The organism is Staphylococcus sp. GDY8P198P, assembly GCF_017891615.1.
In the GTDB taxonomy this organism is placed as follows: domain Bacteria; phylum Bacillota; class Bacilli; order Staphylococcales; family Staphylococcaceae; genus Staphylococcus; species Staphylococcus cohnii.
Genome location: NZ_JAESJQ010000007.1, coordinates 359,997 through 379,115 on the forward strand (window position 1 = coordinate 359,997; position 19,119 = coordinate 379,115).

The following is a 19,119-nucleotide window of genomic DNA, read 5'->3' on the forward strand; positions in this document are numbered from 1 at the left end:
TTATATAACAAACAGAATATCTAATTATATATTCATCAATATATACATTTCTATAAATCCGACAAAGCTCAAACAAACTCATAAATGAGCACTATAAGCAAAATTTAAATTGTAAGAAATTTCTACAATTTGCATAATTATGTATAAAAATGGTTTTATTTTCATAATTCTTCTGCTATACTTACTAATATCAAATTTATAAACAACATATTAAAAAATTCAATTGAGGTGTAATATATGAAGGAAAAAATAGTTTTAGCATATTCCGGCGGTTTAGATACAAGTGTGGCAGTAAAATGGTTGATAGATAAAGGCTATGATATCGTTGCTTGCTGCTTGGATGTTGGTGAAGGTAAGGACCTAGACCTAGTTCATCAAAAAGCTTTAGATATGGGAGCAATTGAATGTCATATTATTGATGCCACTGAAGAATTCAGTGAAGATTTTGTTTCATATGCAATCAAAGGCAATTTGATGTATGAAGGCACATATCCCCTAGTCTCCGCATTATCAAGACCTTTAATTTCAAAAAAATTGGTTGAAATTGCAAGTAAAACAAATGCAGTAGGTATTGCGCATGGTTGTACCGGAAAAGGTAATGACCAAGTTCGTTTTGAAGTCGCGATAAAAGCGTTAGACCCAGAGTTAAAAGTATTTGCTCCAGTGAGAGAATGGGCTTGGAGCCGTGAAGAAGAAATTGATTATGCAATCAAACATAATATTCCAGTACCTATCCAACATGATTCTCCGTATTCTATTGATCAAAATCTATGGGGAAGAAGTAATGAATGTGGTATTTTAGAAGATCCATATGCCGCACCACCTAAAGATGCCTTTGACTTAACAAATGAAATTGAAGATACACCTGACGAAGCTGATGAGATCGTACTTACGTTCGAACAAGGCTTACCTATCGCTTTAAATGGTAAATCTTATAAGTTAAGTCAATTAATTTTAGATTTAAACAAATTAGCTGGTAAACATGGCATTGGTAGAATTGATCATGTGGAAAATAGACTCGTTGGTATTAAATCAAGAGAAGTATACGAAACGCCTGCAGCAGAAGTCATAATGAAAGCACACAAAGCACTTGAAACGATTACTTTAACTAAAGATGTAGCTCATTTTAAACCTGTTATTGAAAAACAATTTTCGGAACAAACATACAATGGTCTTTGGTTCTCTCCACTAACAGATAGCTTAAAAGCTTTTGTGGATAGTACACAAAAATTCGTTTCTGGTGATGTACGTATTAAATTATTTAAAGGCAGTGCTGTTGTAAACGGCAGAAAATCACCTCATACACTATATAACGAAAAATTAGCTACTTATACTAAGGAAGATGCATTTAATCAAGAATCTGCAGTCGGTTTTATTGATATCTTTGGTTTACCTACAAAAGTTAATTCTATGTTACATGGTGGTTACTTAGATGAGTAATAAAGCTTGGGGAGGAAGATTTAGTGAGCAGCCCGAAGATTGGGTCGATGAATTTAATGCCTCCATTCACTTTGATAAAACACTCATTCAATATGATGTGCAAGGAAGTATTGCTCACGCTAAAATGCTAGCCAAACAAGATATCATAACTGATGAAGACTGTAAGCAAATAGTTAATGGTTTAACAGCGATTTTAAATGATTATGAACAAGGTAATTTAACGTTCGATGTTTCTTTAGAAGATATTCATCTCAACATCGAACATGAATTAATTAAACGTATCGGTGATGCAGGCGGTAGATTGCATACAGGACGTAGCAGAAATGATCAAGTCGCTACTGATATGCACTTATATACAAGAGATGAAGTTACTCAGATTATTGAGCTCGTCAATGAATTGCAACAAACCATCGTCAATATCGCAGAACAACATGTCAATACAATTATGCCAGGTTATACGCATTTACAAAGAGCGCAGCCCATTTCATTTGCACACCATATACTAACTTATTACTGGATGTTAGATAGAGATAAATCGCGTTTTCAGGATAGTTTGAAGCGTATCGATATTTCCCCACTTGGCGCTGCTGCACTAAGTGGAACGACTTATCCAATCGATCGTCATGAAACGCAATCTTTATTGAATTTCAATTCTGTTTACGAAAACAGTATAGATGCTGTAAGCGATAGAGATTATATTGTAGAAACATTGCATAACATATCATTAACAATGATACATTTATCGCGTTTTGCTGAAGAAATTATCTTTTGGTCATCAGCAGAAGCCAATTTTGTAACTTTATCGGATGCGTTTTCAACAGGCTCGTCAATCATGCCTCAAAAGAAAAACCCTGACATGGCAGAGTTAATAAGAGGTAAAGTAGGACGTACGACAGGAAACCTAATGAGCATATTAATGACGCTCAAAGGTTTACCCTTAGCATATAACAAAGATATGCAAGAAGACAAAGAAGGCTTGTTTGATGCTGTTCACACGATAAAAGGTTCCTTGCGTATTTTTGCAGGTATGATAGATACAATGACTGTGAATGTCGATCGTCTACATCAAACTGTTTATAATGATTTTTCAAATGCTACTGAACTGGCAGATTACCTAGTCAATAAAGGAGTTCCGTTTAGAACAGCACATGAAATTGTAGGGAAAATCGTACTATGGTCAATTCAACATAATGTCTATTTATTAGATGTGCCATTGGAAGAATATCAAAATGCGCATACAAGTATCGATGCAGATATTTATGATTTCTTAAAGCCAGAAAATTGTGTTAGCCGTAGAATTAGTTATGGCTCAACTGGACAAGCAGCTGTGGAACACCAATTATCAGTCATTAAGCAGCAACAAGATACAAATTAAAAAACTTTATAACAGAATCTGGGACATAAATCTCAGAAAAATAGCACTCAGATGATTTAATTCAATTCATCTGAGTGCTCCTTTTTATTCAATACTTCTTATTGATGGCTCGCTTTCTTAAGGGACAGCTTCAGCCTGTAGTCTTCAGCTTGCCCTATTTCCACAAGAGTCTTGCCAAAATACGTCACATTTGTCCAAAACTTTTTGTCGCAGACTCTTTTTTACACTATCCAAACCGCTTCGCTTTATTACATTTCACTTACTTTACTCGATATACCATTATATAAGTTTAATAAATTATTCAACATCACCTATTTTTGAATAAAATCAATAACCCCCCTTTACTATTTAGCTCAAAACTATATAGACGAATTTCTATATAGATGTTAATCTATTTATTGTTTAGGAGGTATACTTATGTCTTATAAAAGACTTTCAGCATTGCTTAAAGTTTTATCCGATTCAAGCAGATTAGAAATATTAGATTTACTTTCTTGTGGTGAATTATGTGCATGTGATTTGTTGGAACATTTTCAATTCTCACAACCTACACTAAGTCATCATATGAAGTCATTAGTAGATCACGAGTTAGTAAATACACGCAAAAATGGCAATAAACGTATGTACCAGCTTAATCATGCTATTTTAGATGATATCAATCAAAGTCTCAATATGATTAACACATCTAACCAACACTGCGTATGCAAAAATATGAAATCAGGTGAGTGTTAAACATGACTATTTTAGCAATTATAATTTTTCTTTTAACATTAACTTTTGTCATATGGCAACCTAAAGGATTAGATATTGGTATTACGGCTTTGGCTGGGGCTATCATAGCTATTATTACAGGTGTAGTTAGTTTTTCCGATGTAATAGAAGTAACTGGCATTGTTTGGAACGCCACATTAACATTTGTTGCTGTTATTCTTATTTCATTAATATTAGATGAAATTGGATTTTTTGAATGGTCTGCAATACATATGGTTAAAGCTTCAAAAGGTAATGGCTTAAAAATGTTTGTTTTCATCATGTTGTTAGGGTCCATAGTAGCAGCATTTTTCGCCAACGATGGCGCAGCTTTAATTTTAACACCTATCGTATTAGCAATGGTAAGAAATTTAGGATTTAATAAAAAAGTGATTTTCCCTTTTATTATCGCCAGTGGTTTTATTGCTGATACAACATCATTGCCCTTAATTGTAAGTAATTTAGTAAATATTGTTTCTGCTGATTACTTTGATATTGGCTTTATTGAATATTTTAGTCGTATGATAATCCCTAATATATTTTCTTTAATAGCTAGCATCCTCGTGTTGTGGCTTTATTTTAGAAAATCTATACCAAAAACATTCGATACTGAAAATCTTACAACGCCTAGAGATGCAATTAAAGATCCCAAATTATTCAAAATTTCATGGATTGTATTAGCCATATTGCTCGTTGGCTATCTTGTAAGTGAATTTATTCATATCCCTGTATCAATTATTGCTGGTATCATTGCTTTTATCTTTGTGCTCTTAGCTCGTAAATCTAAAGCAGTTCATACCAAGCAAGTGATTAAAGGCGCACCTTGGAACATTGTGCTATTTTCTATTGGTATGTATTTAGTAGTGTTTGGATTAAAAAACGTTGGTATCACCACAATTTTAGCAGATATATTATCCAACGTTTCAAGTTATGGATTATTTAGCAGTATCATGGGTATGGGCTTTATATCAGCCTTTTTATCATCAATTATGAACAATATGCCTACTGTATTAATAGATGCTATCGCTATTGGCCAATCTAATGTAATAGGAACGATGAAAGAAGGCATGATTTATGCGAATGTTATAGGGTCTGACTTAGGTCCTAAAATCACTCCTATCGGTTCTTTAGCAACGTTATTATGGCTACATGTTTTAACACAAAAAGGTGTAAAAATTTCATGGGGAACATATTTTAGAACAGGTATTATCATTACCATTCCAGTATTATTTGTAACATTGTTAGGTTTATACCTTACACTCATCATATTTTAAGAAAAGAGGTATTTATAATGGACAAACAAACAATTTATTTTATATGTACAGGAAACTCATGTCGTAGCCAAATGGCTGAGGGTTGGGGAAAGCATATATTAGGTGAAACGTGGCATGTCTATTCTGCTGGTATTGAAACACATGGTGTCAACTCTAAAGCTGTAGAAGCTATGAAAGAAGTAGATATTGATATTTCAAATCATACATCAGATTTGATAGATAATGAGATCTTAGCGCAAGCAGATTTGGTAGTAACATTATGTAGTGATGCAGATAAGAATTGTCCAATATTACCGCCAAATGTCAAAAAAGAACATTGGGGTTTTGATGATCCAGCTGGTAAATCGTGGTCAGAATTCCAACGTGTTAGAGATGAGATTAAGTTAGCTATTGAAAATTTTAAAAAAAGATAAAACAATTAAATCACCAACATAGTAACTTTAACTACATGTAAACGTCAATTTCTATAGAAATTGACGTTTATTTTGTTGATTTGGAGTCTTATATGAAGATAGCGTGATACAAAAAATAATATTTCCTATTATATTTATACTAGAAAGGTTTTAATTGTTTTAATATATTGTTATAAAAATATTAACTTTATAAAACTTAAATTTTAATCCTGTAAATGTTATTCTCAAACACACTTTTATTTTGTAGGGTTGATATGTAAATACATATCGAGGAGTGATCCATTCTTGCAAAATTTAAAAAAAGTACTATCCACGAGTATAGCAATGTTATCTTTAACTTTAATTGGAACGACATCTATAACATCAGCAAACGAAAATAACCACAATGTTCAAACACAACAACATGCCACACCATCAAACCAAAAGGATAATAACTCACATAATCCAAATAGAGCACAAAATCTAACGGGCGAGAAATATACAACGGTCGCGCATAGAGGTGCAAGTGGCTATGCGCCAGAACATACTTTTTATTCATATGATAAAAGCCATAATGCTATGGGTGCTTCTTATATCGAAATCGATCTTCAGATGACTAAAGATGGTCATCTAGTTGCAATGCATGATGAAACTGTAGATAGAACAACAAACGGTACTGGTAGAGTTGATTCATATACACTAAAGGAACTGAAACAATTAGATGCTGGAAGTAAATTTAATGCCGCAAATCCTCAGTATGCTAATTCAAATTATGTAGGTGCTAAAATCCCTACATTAGATGAAATATTAGAACGCTATGGTACAAATGCAAATTATTATATTGAAACTAAATCACCAGATGTTTACCCAGGGATGGAAGAAGCAGTATTAAAAACACTAAACAACCACAATATGCTTAATGAACAATCACTGAATCAAGGACATGTCTTATTACAATCATTTTCACCTGAAAGCTTAAGTAAATTGCATCAGTTAAATAGCAATGTCCCTTTAATCAGATTATTAGATAAAGGTGAATTACTCTCTTTAACCCAACAGGATTTTAATCAAATTCGTCAATACGCAATTGGTGTCGGCCCTGAATATACAGATTTAACAAAACAAAATGTTAAAAATCTTAAAAGGGCTGGTCTGCTCGTACATCCTTTCACCGTTAATAATGAAGCTGATATGCACCGCTTAAATCAATATGGGGTAGATGGTGTTTTCACAAATTACCCTGATTTATATAAACAAGTGATTCAAGATGATGAACAAAAAAATAAATAAAATAAAAATAAGAAGAAGTTCTTGCGTACAAGAACTTCTTCTTTTTCTACAAATTAAAATATTTAATTAAGCCCAACCACGATAACGTGCAGCTTCAGCAGTACGTTTAATACCCACAATATAGGCTGCTAAGCGCATATCAATTTTTCTATTTTGTGATAACTCATAAATTGTATCGAAGGCTGTGATAAGTTTTTCACGCAATTTTGTATTTACTTCTTCTTCTGTCCAATAATAACCTTGATTATTTTGTACCCATTCGAAGTAAGAAACTGTTACGCCGCCTGCACTTGCTAACACATCAGGTACAAGCAATTTACCACGTTCAGTTAAAATACGTGTGCCAGCTGGTGTTGTTGGGCCATTAGCCGCTTCAACAACTATATCAGCCTTAATTTCATTTGCATTGTCTTCAGTGATTTGATTAGCAATCGCTGCAGGTACAAGAATATCACAATCAAGTTCAAACAATTCTTTATTAGAAATTGTTTCCTCGAATAGATTTGTTACAGTACCAAAGCTATCTCTTCTATCTAAAAGATAGTCGATATCAAGACCATCTGGGTCATGTAATGCACCGTAAGCATCTGAAATACCAACAATTTTTGCTCCCATATCATATAGGAATTTAGATAAGAAACTACCCGCGTTACCAAATCCTTGAATAACGATACGTGCACCTTTCAATTCTAGACCTCTTCTTTTAGCAGCTTGTTCTATTGCAATTACTACACCTAGTGCTGTAGAGCGATCTCTGCCTTGTGATCCACCTAATACAATCGGTTTACCAGTAATAAACCCTGGTGAATTAAATTTATCTAATGAACTATACTCATCCATCATCCAAGCCATGATTTGTGAGTTAGTAAATACGTCTGGTGCTGGGATATCTTTTGTAGGTCCAACAAATTGAGATATCGCACGCACATAACCACGAGATAAACGTTCAACTTCATGTATACTCATTTGTCTAGGATCACAGATGATGCCACCTTTACCGCCACCATATGGCAAGTCGACGATACCACATTTTAATGTCATCCACATAGATAATGCTTTAACTTCCTCAACGTCAACGTCTGGATGGAAACGTACCCCACCTTTTGTTGGTCCAACAGCATCATTATGTTGAGCACGATAACCTTTAAATGTTTGAACAGTACCATCATCCATACGTACAGGAATGCGTACTTCAAGGAATCTTAATGGTTCCTTTACTAAATCATACATCCCATCATCAAATCCCAATTTATGCAATGCTTCTTTAATAATTTGTTGCGTAGAAGTAACTAAATTATTATTCTCAGTCATGATTCATTTCGCCTCTTTTTCGTTACTAATGATTTCGCTTTCACGATAATTGTAACATAAGATTTTGCTTTTTAAAGGGTTTTCAAAACTTAAGTTACAGAACATTTTTATTTAAAAACATTTCTTACTTTATCCAATGCAAAGTCTAATTCTTCTTTGGAAATAATAAGAGGTGGTGCAAATCTAATTACTGTATCATGTGTTTCTTTACATAATAAACCTTCTTCTTTTAACTTTTCACAATAAGGTCTAGCATTTTCATTTAGTTCTATACCAATAAATAATCCACGACCACGTACTTCTTTAATTGCTGGATGATTGATTTTTTCAAGTTCTGATTTAAAGTACTCACCTAATTCTAAAGAACGTCCTGCTAAATCTTCATCAATTAATACATCTAAGGCTGCAATTGATACAGCACACGCTAATGGATTACCACCAAACGTTGATCCGTGTGAACCAGGCGTAAATACGCCCAATACTTCTTCATCAGCTAATACAACTGATATTGGGAATACACCACCGCCTAGAGCTTTACCTAAAATATATACGTCTGGTTTTACATCATCCCAATCAGTAGCAAATAATTTTCCTGAACGTCCAAGTCCTGCTTGAATTTCATCAGCAATAAATAATACATTATGTTCATCACATAATTCTCTAATTTCTTTTAAATAACCTTCTGGTGGGACATTGATTCCTGCTTCTCCTTGAATAGGTTCAATTAAAATAGCAGCTGTATTTTCATTGATTGCTTCTTTAACAGCATCTATGTTACCAAAATCGACTTTTCGGAACCCATCTAATAATGGACCATAGCCTCGTTGATATTCTGGTTCAGATGACAATGATACTGGCGCCATTGTTCGACCATGGAAGTTACCATTGAATGCAATAATTTCAGCTTGATCAGGTGCAATATCTTTCACATCATAAGCCCAACGTCGCGCAGCTTTCAATGCTGTTTCAACTGCTTCTGCACCTGTATTCATAGGTAAGGCTTTGTCTTTACCAGCTAACTTACATATTTTTTCATACCATGCTCCTAAGTTATCACTATGAAATGCACGTGATACTAAAGTCACTTTGTCAGCTTGATCTTTTAAAGCCTGAATAATTTTAGGATGTCTGTGACCCTGGTTTACTGCAGAATAAGCAGATAGCATATCCATATATTTATTTCCTTCAGGATCTTTAACCCATACACCTTCAGCTTCTGAAATTACAATTGGAAGCGGCACATAATTGTGCGCACCGTAATGATTTGTTAATTCAATGATTTCTTCAGATCTTGACATAATATCTCCCCTTTGTATGAATTATATAATAATTTATTGGCAATACTCATTCATAGCATAACGTATTTATTCACTTACGAAAACTATTTTCCGAAAATACTATAAAATCGTAGATACAGAACTCACATAGCAACTTTTAAATATTAAATTTAGAATATAGCTATCAAAATGTAAGCCTTTACATTAATATAATGACACATTCCCGACTGTTTACACAAGCCAATTTTAATAAATTTATTAATTCTTCTTGATTAAAATCACTATCACAAGATTTATGCTAATTTTAGTGTCTGAAATTTATAATATTTTATATAAAAATCGTTAAATATCTCCGACATATATGCTATATCTGCCTAAAAAACGTCAGCAGCAACAACCATTGACTGTTATAAATATAAAAGGTTACTTTAACGTTCATCAAAATTTTATACAAACAAAAAACGTCAATTTCTATATATATTCAATAGAAATTGACGTTGCTTCATTAGTAAAATGTTTATACTTACCTTCATTATGAAAATATAGTGGTGTTAAATACTATAAACATCTTCATATTCAAAGATTTTATTTATTGTCTGTTCTGGGTAATGGGTAAAAGCCTTTATTAAATTGTTCCCATAATTTTGGTGGCAGATGGTGTTTATCTGCTCTTTGTGGATCAAAGTGAGATAGAATTTCATCTTCTTTTCCATCTTTAATTTTACTTACAAAATTATAATCCAACAAGATTTCTCGTCCTAATGCGACGAGTTCTACACCTGTTGATTCAATTGCTTCAATAGCCTGTTCAGCCGTAAAGATAGATCCTATACCTATTAGTGGCATGCGTCCATTAATCCACTCTAAAATGAGTTTAATACGTTCTTGCCCTTTGTACTGGCCTTCACGTGTTTGAGAGTGAATATCCATTAATGAAACATGTAAGTAATCTAAAGGTTTTTCTATTAATAGCTCAATTAGTTCTTTTGTAATTTCCATGCTTATACCCGGAGATTCAGCTTCTTCAGGAGAAAATCTATATCCAACGATAAAATCTTTACTACCATATTTTTTAACAGTTTCAGTTACTTCGTCTACTACACTTGTAGCAAATTTATAACGGTCTTCTCCCCATTCATCATTACGACGATTATAATATGGAGATACAAATTGATGGATTAAATAATGGTTTGCACCGTGAATTTCAACACCATCAAAGCCAGCTTCAATGACTCTGCGAGTTGCTTCACCAAATGCTTTTATTGTTGATTCAATTTCATCATTAGTAATTTCACGTGCTTGATGGGCTTCTTGCTCACCGAAACTTTTTAATGATATAGGGCTTGGTGCCGCAACATCACCATCAGGCGTTAAATTAGGTAAAGATTGTGCACCACCGTGATGTATTTGGACAACCGCTTTCGCACCATTTTTCTTCATAGCTTTTGCCAAACGTTTTAAGCCTTCTAAATTAGAATCATACGCTACTGAAGGTTGCCCAGGAAAAGCTTTACCTAAATCTGTAACATTGCTTGCTGCTGAAATTGCTAAACCAACATCTTTAGAACGTTGTTCCATGTACACAACCTCTTCATTAGAAATCGTACCATCATCATTAGATGAAACATGCGTTAATGGGGCTAGTACAAATCGATTATCTAAAACAACTTGATTTGGTAATTTTAATTTTTCAAATAACGGTTGAAATTTTTTGTCCATTAAATTAAATCCTCCTAATATACAATATACTTAAGTGTCATTGCATAATCACTTTAAGCGATTTTAATTCTAACTTTCCTGATTTTAAATATAAAACTATATGCTCACGCATATAGTTTTATAGTGTTATCTTAACTTACAAATTTACCTTACAAATAAAAAACACTAACATCTTAAAATAAGATGTTAGTGTTTTTTAAAAGATGATTGTTCATCTTTTATCGCGTTTTTGGACTGTTTAATCCAAACCGGTAAGCGTTCTTTAATTGTTTGAAACCCATACTTTTCGGTTTCTTTAATTTCATCTAATACTGATTGCTTTTCTTTTTTACGTTCATAATTTTTAAAATAGTCGTTATCTTTTAAAGAAAGATTTAACTTTCCTTCTTTATCAATTGAAATGACTTTCGCTTTGACAATTTGTCCTTCCGATAAAAACTTTTTTAAATTATGGACGTAATCATCCATAATTTCAGAAATATGGATTAATCCTTCAGTATTGTCAGGGGTTTCTACAAAAGCGCCATACGGTTGAATACCAGTCACACGAACTTTGATATGTTGACCTACTTTATAGTGATTATTCAACGTGATAACCCCTTATTTCGTTTTACTTAACATGTTCATAATAGCATAAATCATTCAATGGTACTAATATTACCTAGAAAAATTTCACGATTTTTCAAAATTCAGTTATACAATACTTGCTTGAATTGGGATTGCACCTCATTATACAAAGGTATTTGAACAACTCCTAAGAATGTTACTTGATTCAATCCTTTCAAAATAAAAAACATCAAATGATTGGTCAGAACGTTATTTTACTTAATGTGTTTGCATCGCCATGTTCTGACAAAGATAACTAAAAAATATCAAAATAATAGTAAGAGACTGGAACAATTAATTTGTCCCAGCCTCTTAGACTTCTCTATATTTTTAATATAATCGATTAATGTTTCATAAAAATTCAAAACGATAAAAGATTGTTTTACTTACTACCGTTCAAACTACGTTTTATATTATTTTTCAATAATGTCTATCGAATCAATCGTGATATCATGTAAAGGTTTATCTTGCGGTCCTACCTTTGTTGCAGCAATATCTTCTAACGTAGATTCACCTTCTAATAATTGACCAAAAACAGTATGTTTTTGATCTAACCAAGGTGTACCACCCTTTTCACCATAAGCTTTGACAATTGGTTCCGGCCAACCACCATCTGCAAGTTGGCTAAGCATAGATTCTGGTACTTCCTTCATTTGAACAATAAAGAATTGTGAACCGTTAGTATTCGGACCAGAATTTGCCATTGATAAAGCACCGTATAGATTGAATGCTTCAAGTGAAAATTCATCTTCAAACGGACCTCCATAAATACTTTCACCACCCATACCAGTTGCAGTTGGGTCGCCTCCTTGTACCATGAAGTCATTGATGACACGATGGAAAGAAATACCATCATAGTAGCCATTTTTCGCATGTGTAACAAAGTTCTCTACTGTTTTAGGTGCAATATCAGGTAATAATTTGAAAGCCATATCACCCTTATTCGTATGCATAACCATTTTTATTTCATTTTCGTTTACTTCTGAATTTAGCTGAGGATAGTTCGACATTTTTATTCTCCATTTCATGTTAAGATGATATATGTATTCTAACATAAAATGAGGGGTGTATTGAATTATGTTATATCGTTTTGCACATAAAACTGGAAGTTATGGTGTATCTGTTATAGAAGAGGATGACAATCAAGTACTTGTTCAAATTGAACAGGTCATTAAACATCCAAAGCAAGGTGACTTGCACCTTCCAAATGAAACGAAGAATGTATTTTTTCACGAGCGCAAAGCTTTAAGTCAATTTGAAAAGCGTTATACGTCAAAATCCAAACTTAGACCATTTAATGTAGAAGAACTGGATTATATACAATCTTTACAAATTGCAATTACAAATTTAGAAAATAAATTAAAAGAAGAAAATACTGAATATGCTAATTGCTCACTTGCTAATTTAGCACAATTAAAAAAAGATTATTCAATTCAATATAAACAAAATTTTGAATAAAAATACCGTGTTTCTTCTTATTTAAAACAAACTTTAAATTAAAGCTCCACAAGGGTTAACGTGGTTTTTCAGAATAGTCTTATTCATGTATAATGACCTTATACTATTTTAAAAAGGAGGATAAAATAATGAGTTTGATACATATAGCGGTATTATTACCGTTAATATTTGCACTCATTATTCCAATTGTATATCGCATACATAAGCGTATACATTTAGGATGGTTTGTGTTACCTATCCCCGTCGTCTTATTTATATATTTTCTATCAATCATTTCGACAACAATGTCAGGCAAAAGCGTAGTACATAAAGTAAATTGGATGCCTCATTTTGGCATGAATTTCGATTTATACGTTGATGGCTTAGGCTTATTATTCAGTTTACTAATAACTGGCATCGGAAGCTTGGTTGTATTATATTCCATTAGTTATTTAAGTCGACAAGAGCAATTAGGTCATTTTTATTGTTACCTTTTGCTTTTTATGGGTGCCATGTTAGGGGTCGTATTATCAGATAATATCATTATCTTATATCTGTTTTGGGAGTTAACTTCCTTTTCAAGTTTTCTACTCATTTCATTTTGGAGAACAAAACAAGCATCTATTTATGGTGCACAAAAATCAATGCTCATAACTGTGTTGGGTGGTCTTTCTCTGCTAGGTGGACTTATTTTACTATCACTTGCAGGTAATTCTACTAGTATTCAAACACTCATTAATCATGCGTCTGAAATCCAAACAAGCCCTTACTTTATATTGTCTATGATCTTTGTAATCATAGGAGCGATGACTAAATCAGCTCAGTTTCCATTCTATGTTTGGTTACCAGATGCAATGGAAGCGCCAACGCCAGTTAGTGCTTACTTGCATTCAGCAACAATGGTTAAAGCTGGTCTTTATTTAGTTGCACGTATGACACCAATATTCGCGCTTTCACAAGGTTGGATTTGGACGATTACTGCAGTGGGGCTAATCACTCTGTTTTGGGCATCGTTAAATGCAATAAAGCAACAAGACTTAAAAGGTATCTTAGCTTTTTCAACTGTCTCACAACTTGGCATGATTATGTCAATGTTAGGTATCGGAGCAGTTAGTTATCATTTCGAAGGCTCAGACAGTCAAATTTACGTTGCTGCCTTTACGGCAGCTGTGTTTCACCTTATAAATCATGCTACTTTTAAAGGTGCATTATTTATGGTAACTGGTGCGATTGATCACAGTACGGGAACACGTGATGTCAATAAATTGGGTGGCTTAGTAACCATCATGCCAATTTCTTTTACCATTACGTTAATTACATCATTGAGTATGGCAGGTATTCCTCCATTTAATGGTTTCTTATCAAAAGAGAAATTTCTTGAAAGTATGATTGAAGTTACGCACGCTAATATCTTCAGTTTAAATAGTATTGGTATACTCATACCAATCGTGGCAATTTTAGGTAGCGTATTCACTTTTGTCTATGCTGTTAGGTTTATTGGTCAAATATTCTTAGGTAGCTATAAACCAAATAATTTACCAAAATCAGCTCATGAAGTTTCAAAATTAATGCTAATTTCTCCAGGTATATTAGCAATACTCGTCATTGTTTTTGGGTTCTTCCCTTCAATATTGACTGGGACAATCATTGAACCAGCAGTAAACGCAATCAGTCATAATACTAACGCAACAGCTGAGTTTCATATGTTCCATGGATTTACACCAGCCTTTTTCTCAACATTAGGCATTTACATCGCTGGAATTTTGTTAATACTTAGCTTTGGTTATTGGATTAGCTTATTAAAAGCACAACCTACAAAACTAACAATCAATTATTGGTATGATAAATTTGGAACGGTATTCCCAGGCTATTCAAGTCAATTTACTAACACTTACGTTACTGGGTTTACTCGTAATAACTTATTAATCATCTTCGCGTCTTTAATCGTAATCACACTTGTGACATTATTAGTAACACCATTCAGTGTTAACTTCAAAGATGTTAGTGAAATCAGACCATTTGAATTGATCATCGTAGTCATTATCATTACAGCAGCGTCTATGATTATATTTGCACGCTCTCGCCTATTCAGTATCATCATGGCAAGTGCAGTAGGTTATGCAGTAGCGATCTTCTTTATTTTCTTTGGTGCACCAGACTTAGCATTGACGCAATTTGTTGTAGAATCTATTTCTACTGCATTGTTCTTATTATGTTTCTATCATTTGCCGAATTTAAATAGACATAACGAATCAACTTCATATAAATGGCTGAACATTATTATTGCCATCGGTGCTGGTACCGTTGTAACAGTATTAGGTTTAATCACTTACGGTAATAGACACTTTGGCTCAATTGGAGAATTTTATAAAGCGCATGTATATGATTTAGCACATGGTACAAACATGGTCAACGTTATTCTAGTTGATTTCCGTGGTACCGATACTTTATTCGAATCCTCTGTACTAGGTATTGCAGGTTTAGGTGTTTACACAATGATTAAACTTCGTTATAAAAACAAACCAAATGATGAAGGAGGAACTCACATTGAAAAGACAGAAAAATAATTTAATTTTCCAATACTCAGCTATCGTGATTTTCTTCTTAATCGTTATGTTTGGTTTACACCTATTTTTAACAGGACATTATACACCTGGTGGCGGCTTCGTCGGTGGCCTACTACTATCAAGTTCACTTGTGATTGTAGCAGTGGCTTACGATATTAAGACTATGCGTAAAATATACCCATGGGACTTCAAGAAACTCATTGGTATCGGGTTATTCTTTTGTTTAGCTACTCCTATGGCGAGTTGGCTATACAATAAAAACTTCTTTACGCATACGCCATTTGAGATTCCATTAGGTATTTTAAAACCTATAGAAATGCACACTGCCACATTTTTCGATTTAGGTGTTTTATGTGCGGTTGTTGGCACAATAATGACTATAATATTAGCGATTGGAGAGAATGAGTAATGGAAATAGTGATGATTTTTGTTTGTGGTATTCTCACTGCAATGAGCGTCTATCTCATTCTTTCTAAAAGTTTGATACGCATCATTATTGGGACTACATTACAAACACATACAGCTAATTTATTCTTAATAACTATGGGTGGTCTTAAGAAAGGTGAAGTCCCTATTTATGAAAAAGGGTTCACTTCATATGTAGATCCAATTCCACAAGCACTCATATTAACAGCAATAGTAATTTCATTTTCTGTAACAGCCTTTTTCTTAGTATTGGCTTTTAGAAGCTATAAAGAACTAGGTACAGACAACGTAGAAAGTATGAAAGGGGTGCTAGATAATGATAGAGAGTAATCTTATTATTTCATTACTCGTCATACCAATGTTAACAATTATTGCATTAATTTTTATTGGTAAACGCCCTAAAATTAAACGCTACGTTGCATTAACAGGTACTGCAATTACATTAATTTTTGCTTTTATAAATTTAAAAAATATTCTCAGAGATGGACCTATAAAACTCGAACTTGGTTCATGGGATGCACCATATAGTATTGTTTTTGTTACAGATATTTTTAGTATTTTACTTGTGATTACAAGTTTAATTGTAACGATGTTGATTATTTTATATTCATATCAATCTGTAGGTATCGAGCGTGAAACATATTACTATTATTTTGCCATAATGTTTATGCTCACTGGTGTTATAGGGTCATTTATAACTGGTGATATTTTCAACCTTTTCGTATTCTTTGAAGTATTTTTAATGGCATCTTATATTTTATTAGTTATTGGTGGCACACAAGTTCAATTGAGTGAAACGATAAAATATGTACTTGTGAATGTGACATCTTCTGCTTTCTTTGTTATAGCCGTCGCAATGCTTTATTCTGTTGTAGGCACATTGAATTTAGCAGATATTAGTGAAAAATTAAGTCAACTGTCAACACAAGATAAAGGAATTATCAGTATTATATTTATTATGTTTATCTTTGTCTTTGCTACAAAAGCTGGTGTGTTCCCAATGTATATCTGGCTACCAGGCGCTTATTATGCGCCACCTATAGCAATTATTGCCTTCTTTGGTGCATTGTTAACAAAAGTTGGCGTTTACGCAATAGCTAGAACAGCAAGCTTATTCTTTGGTGATTCTTCTAACTTTTCACTGTACACCATTTTATTCTTAGCCTTACTTACAATTATTTTTGGTTGTGTAGGCGCAGTTAGCTACTTTGATACTAAAAAAATCATAATTTATAATATTATGATTGCTGTTGGTGTCATTTTAGTAGGTGTAGCAATGATGAATCAGGCCGGTATGATGGGAGCAATTTATTATACATTACATGACATGTTGATTAAAGCAGCACTATTTTTCTTAATTGGTGTCATGTATAAAATCACCAAGACACACGATTTACGTAAGTATGGTGGTTTAATCAAACATTACCCTGTATTAGGCTGGTCTTTCTTTATCGCTGCTTTGAGTTTAGCCGGTATACCACCGTTAAGCGGTTTTTATGGAAAATATTACATTGTTCAAGCTACTTTCGAAAAAGGATTTTATTTAAGTGGTATGATTGTTTTATTATCTAGTTTAGTTGTACTTTACTCAGTTATTCGTATTTTCTTAAAAGGTTTCTTCGGAGAATCTGAAGGTTATGAAGTCAACCCTAAACTGCAATACAAAGGTATTTTAACAGTAGCTGTTATTGCAGTTGCTATATCAGTAATATTTGGCCTATCCGCTGACTTTTTACAACCAATCATAAAAGATGCTGCCGAAACATTCTATAATCCTAGTGTTTATATAGACAGCGTATTGGGGGGCAAATAATATGGCAATTCAAATATTAGTAAATTTAATTTTATCAGTGTTTTGGCTATTTGTAACAGGTAGCTATACATTTAATAATTTCCTATTAGGTTATATATTTGGTCTATTGTTAGTATTCCTGATGCGTGGTGTCTTACCCGGTAGATTTTATATTATTACTATTTATAAAATCATAAAATTATTTATCGTCTTTTTAGTAGAATTAGTTAAAGCAAATATTGATGTTATTAGAATCGTTACTAAACCTAAAATTAACAATGAACCCGCCTTTTTTACGTATCCAACAGATTTGAAAAAAGATTGGCAAATTGTGTTGTTATCAAACTTGATTACACTCACACCTGGTACGATTGTTCTAGGTATCAGTGATGATCGCAAACAAATATATATTCACAGTATTGATTTCAGTACTAAAGAAGAAGAAATAGAAAGTATTAAATCATCACTTGAAAAAGTGGTAAGAGAGGTAGGCGAGTATTAATGAACTACAACGTGATATTAATCGTGGCATTAGTTATTGTAACATTGTCAATGTTTGGTATGCTTGTTCGTGTCATTATCGGCCCTTCTCTTGCTGATAGGGTTGTGGCACTTGATGCAATGGGTATCCAACTGATGGCTATTGTAGCACTATTTAGTATTTTCTTGGGTACTAAATATATGATGGTTGCCATTTTATTAATTGGTATTTTAGCGTTTTTAGGAACTGCAGTGTTTGCAAAATATATGGATAAAGGTAAGGTGATTGAGCATGATAACAACGATCATCATTAGTATAGCTCTTATTTTGGTTATCCTTGGCTCACTCATAAGTGCACTAGCTGCGATTGGCCTCTTACGTTTAGATGATGTATATGCACGTGCGCATGCTGCTGGTAAAGCTGCTACATTAGGAGCAATGTTACTTATAAGTGGTGTTTTCTTATATTTCATAGGTCGTGAAGGTTATGTAAATATGCAATTACTTATCGGTATATTATTCATTTTGATCACGGGGCCGTTAGCAAGTCACCTTATTATTAAATCAGCATATAATTTGAAGACACCCGCTTCAAAAAGAACAAAACGTGATGACATACAAGAAGACTTAAAAGATACAAAATTGTAATATCATTTAATTACGCATTCCAATATCAGGAATGCGTATTTTTTATTCCATAACAGGTTTCAAAGATACATTAATGCAACAGCTGATTATCAAACAAATCATTACAAATGATGACGCAACTGTGTCAGATTCAGGGCTGCCTTCTACTTCTGCTCAATTAGAATGGTTACCCTATTTATTTGCATCAGGTGGTCTAGCCGACTTAAAACTCAGCCCTTTTGAATGAAATATCATGGGTGCCTGTGAAGCAGCATCAAAGATTTCAAATACTATGTTATCAAAAAGGACCGTTGACAAAGTCTCTGACTTTGTTGGCAGTTTCTTTGTGCACGCT

Annotated in this window: 20 protein-coding genes; 15 read left to right on the plus strand and 5 right to left on the minus strand. The window is 33.3% G+C overall.

Annotation, left to right across the window (positions count from 1 at the left end):
- Nucleotides 1–237: 237 nt before the first annotated feature.
- The 6 genes from KA824_RS08815 to KA824_RS08840 all read left to right on the plus strand — a co-directional run bounded on the left by KA824_RS08815 (nt 238) and on the right by KA824_RS08840 (nt 6,521).
- Complete coding sequence (locus KA824_RS08815) at nt 238–1,440, plus strand: argininosuccinate synthase (RefSeq protein ID WP_107384479.1); 1,203 nt, start codon at nt 238–240, stop codon at nt 1,438–1,440.
- Nucleotides 1,433–2,815 carry an argininosuccinate lyase gene (gene argH, locus KA824_RS08820; RefSeq protein ID WP_107384480.1) on the plus strand — a complete coding sequence of 461 codons (1,383 nt, stop codon included), beginning with the start codon at nt 1,433–1,435 and terminating at the stop codon, nt 2,813–2,815. Before KA824_RS08815 ends, argH begins: the two co-directional genes overlap by 8 nt.
- 417 nt (nt 2,816–3,232) lie before the next feature.
- Nucleotides 3,233–3,547, plus strand: a complete 315-nt coding sequence (locus KA824_RS08825) for an ArsR/SmtB family transcription factor (RefSeq protein ID WP_107384482.1) — start codon at nt 3,233–3,235, stop codon at nt 3,545–3,547.
- 2 nt (nt 3,548–3,549) lie between these two features.
- Nucleotides 3,550–4,839 carry an arsenite efflux transporter membrane subunit ArsB gene (gene arsB / locus KA824_RS08830; protein WP_107384483.1) on the plus strand — a complete coding sequence of 430 codons (1,290 nt, stop codon included), beginning with the start codon at nt 3,550–3,552 and terminating at the stop codon, nt 4,837–4,839.
- Nucleotides 4,840–4,856: 17 nt separating this feature from the next.
- A complete protein-coding gene (arsC, locus tag KA824_RS08835; protein ID WP_107384484.1) occupies nt 4,857–5,252 on the plus strand; it encodes an arsenate reductase (thioredoxin) in 396 nt (131 codons plus the stop codon).
- 285 nt (nt 5,253–5,537) lie between these two features.
- Nucleotides 5,538–6,521: a glycerophosphodiester phosphodiesterase gene (locus KA824_RS08840; protein ID WP_107384485.1), complete on the plus strand. Its 984-nt coding sequence runs from the start codon at nt 5,538–5,540 to the stop codon at nt 6,519–6,521.
- Between the two features lie 66 nt (nt 6,522–6,587).
- Here the strand turns inward: KA824_RS08840 and KA824_RS08845 are convergent, their stop codons facing one another.
- The 5 genes from KA824_RS08845 to KA824_RS08865 form a co-directional block, all read right to left on the minus strand.
- Nucleotides 6,588–7,832 carry a Glu/Leu/Phe/Val family dehydrogenase gene (locus KA824_RS08845; RefSeq protein WP_107384486.1) on the minus strand — a complete coding sequence of 415 codons (1,245 nt, stop codon included), beginning with the start codon at nt 7,830–7,832 and terminating at the stop codon, nt 6,588–6,590.
- Nucleotides 7,833–7,939: 107 nt separating this feature from the next.
- Nucleotides 7,940–9,130: an ornithine--oxo-acid transaminase gene (locus tag KA824_RS08850; RefSeq protein ID WP_107384487.1), complete on the minus strand. Its 1,191-nt coding sequence runs from the start codon at nt 9,128–9,130 to the stop codon at nt 7,940–7,942.
- 564 nt (nt 9,131–9,694) lie between these two features.
- Complete coding sequence (locus KA824_RS08855; RefSeq protein ID WP_181187551.1) at nt 9,695–10,828, minus strand: NADH-dependent flavin oxidoreductase; 1,134 nt, start codon at nt 10,826–10,828, stop codon at nt 9,695–9,697.
- A gap of 186 nt (nt 10,829–11,014) precedes the next feature.
- Nucleotides 11,015–11,416 carry a S1 domain-containing post-transcriptional regulator Ygs gene (gene ygs, locus KA824_RS08860; RefSeq protein ID WP_046208025.1) on the minus strand — a complete coding sequence of 134 codons (402 nt, stop codon included), beginning with the start codon at nt 11,414–11,416 and terminating at the stop codon, nt 11,015–11,017.
- A 431-nt stretch (nt 11,417–11,847) separates the two neighbouring features.
- Nucleotides 11,848–12,444, minus strand: coding sequence for a peptidylprolyl isomerase (locus tag KA824_RS08865; RefSeq protein ID WP_107505098.1), 597 nt, complete (start codon nt 12,442–12,444; stop codon nt 11,848–11,850).
- Between the two features lie 67 nt (nt 12,445–12,511).
- Between KA824_RS08865 and kapB the strand changes: the two genes are divergently transcribed.
- From kapB to KA824_RS08910, 9 genes are all read left to right on the plus strand, one after another.
- On the plus strand, nt 12,512–12,892 hold the full coding sequence (gene kapB, locus KA824_RS08870) for a sporulation phosphorelay system protein KapB (protein ID WP_107384609.1): 381 nt from the start codon (nt 12,512–12,514) through the stop codon (nt 12,890–12,892).
- Between the two features lie 128 nt (nt 12,893–13,020).
- Nucleotides 13,021–15,438 (plus strand): Na+/H+ antiporter subunit A, encoded by a 2,418-nt coding sequence (locus tag KA824_RS08875; RefSeq protein ID WP_107384608.1) that lies wholly within the window; start codon nt 13,021–13,023, stop codon nt 15,436–15,438.
- Nucleotides 15,419–15,847, plus strand: a complete 429-nt coding sequence (locus KA824_RS08880) for a Na(+)/H(+) antiporter subunit B (RefSeq protein ID WP_080760407.1) — start codon at nt 15,419–15,421, stop codon at nt 15,845–15,847. Before KA824_RS08875 ends, KA824_RS08880 begins: the two co-directional genes overlap by 20 nt.
- A complete protein-coding gene (gene mnhC1 / locus KA824_RS08885; RefSeq protein WP_040030166.1) occupies nt 15,847–16,194 on the plus strand; it encodes a Na+/H+ antiporter Mnh1 subunit C in 348 nt (115 codons plus the stop codon). Before KA824_RS08880 ends, mnhC1 begins: the two co-directional genes overlap by 1 nt.
- Nucleotides 16,181–17,677 carry a Na+/H+ antiporter subunit D gene (locus tag KA824_RS08890; protein WP_107386491.1) on the plus strand — a complete coding sequence of 499 codons (1,497 nt, stop codon included), beginning with the start codon at nt 16,181–16,183 and terminating at the stop codon, nt 17,675–17,677. Before mnhC1 ends, KA824_RS08890 begins: the two co-directional genes overlap by 14 nt.
- A 1-nt stretch (nt 17,678) precedes the next feature.
- A complete protein-coding gene (locus KA824_RS08895; protein ID WP_107384606.1) occupies nt 17,679–18,158 on the plus strand; it encodes a Na+/H+ antiporter subunit E in 480 nt (159 codons plus the stop codon).
- On the plus strand, nt 18,158–18,451 hold the full coding sequence (locus tag KA824_RS08900; RefSeq protein WP_046208018.1) for a Na(+)/H(+) antiporter subunit F1: 294 nt from the start codon (nt 18,158–18,160) through the stop codon (nt 18,449–18,451). The genes KA824_RS08895 and KA824_RS08900 overlap by 1 nt, the downstream gene beginning before the upstream one ends.
- The gene (locus KA824_RS08905) at nt 18,429–18,785 is read left to right on the plus strand and encodes a Na+/H+ antiporter subunit G1 (protein WP_107384605.1); all 357 of its coding nucleotides are present in this window, start codon (nt 18,429–18,431) and stop codon (nt 18,783–18,785) included. The genes KA824_RS08900 and KA824_RS08905 overlap by 23 nt, the downstream gene beginning before the upstream one ends.
- Before the next feature lie 73 nt (nt 18,786–18,858).
- A complete protein-coding gene (locus KA824_RS08910) occupies nt 18,859–19,011 on the plus strand; it encodes a hypothetical protein (RefSeq protein ID WP_157948814.1) in 153 nt (50 codons plus the stop codon).
- The last annotated feature ends 108 nt before the right edge of the window (nt 19,012–19,119 follow it).

Coding starts and splice junctions, on each gene's coding strand:
- KA824_RS08875 (WP_107384608.1), top strand. CDS start 13,021: ATGAGTTTGATACATATAGCGGTATTATTACCGTTAATATTTGCACTC.
- KA824_RS08890 (WP_107386491.1), top strand. CDS start 16,181: ATGATAGAGAGTAATCTTATTATTTCATTACTCGTCATACCAATGTTA.
- mnhC1 (WP_040030166.1), top strand. CDS start 15,847: ATGGAAATAGTGATGATTTTTGTTTGTGGTATTCTCACTGCAATGAGC.
- KA824_RS08825 (WP_107384482.1), top strand. CDS start 3,233: ATGTCTTATAAAAGACTTTCAGCATTGCTTAAAGTTTTATCCGATTCA.
- arsB (WP_107384483.1), top strand. CDS start 3,550: ATGACTATTTTAGCAATTATAATTTTTCTTTTAACATTAACTTTTGTC.
- argH (WP_107384480.1), top strand. CDS start 1,433: ATGAGTAATAAAGCTTGGGGAGGAAGATTTAGTGAGCAGCCCGAAGAT.
- KA824_RS08865 (WP_107505098.1), bottom strand. CDS start 12,444: ATGTCGAACTATCCTCAGCTAAATTCAGAAGTAAACGAAAATGAAATA.
- KA824_RS08815 (WP_107384479.1), top strand. CDS start 238: ATGAAGGAAAAAATAGTTTTAGCATATTCCGGCGGTTTAGATACAAGT.
- KA824_RS08850 (WP_107384487.1), bottom strand. CDS start 9,130: ATGTCAAGATCTGAAGAAATCATTGAATTAACAAATCATTACGGTGCG.
- KA824_RS08910 (WP_157948814.1), top strand. CDS start 18,859: ATGCAACAGCTGATTATCAAACAAATCATTACAAATGATGACGCAACT.
- KA824_RS08905 (WP_107384605.1), top strand. CDS start 18,429: ATGATAACAACGATCATCATTAGTATAGCTCTTATTTTGGTTATCCTT.
- KA824_RS08855 (WP_181187551.1), bottom strand. CDS start 10,828: ATGGACAAAAAATTTCAACCGTTATTTGAAAAATTAAAATTACCAAAT.
- KA824_RS08845 (WP_107384486.1), bottom strand. CDS start 7,832: ATGACTGAGAATAATAATTTAGTTACTTCTACGCAACAAATTATTAAA.
- arsC (WP_107384484.1), top strand. CDS start 4,857: ATGGACAAACAAACAATTTATTTTATATGTACAGGAAACTCATGTCGT.
- kapB (WP_107384609.1), top strand. CDS start 12,512: ATGTTATATCGTTTTGCACATAAAACTGGAAGTTATGGTGTATCTGTT.
- KA824_RS08895 (WP_107384606.1), top strand. CDS start 17,679: ATGGCAATTCAAATATTAGTAAATTTAATTTTATCAGTGTTTTGGCTA.
- KA824_RS08900 (WP_046208018.1), top strand. CDS start 18,158: ATGAACTACAACGTGATATTAATCGTGGCATTAGTTATTGTAACATTG.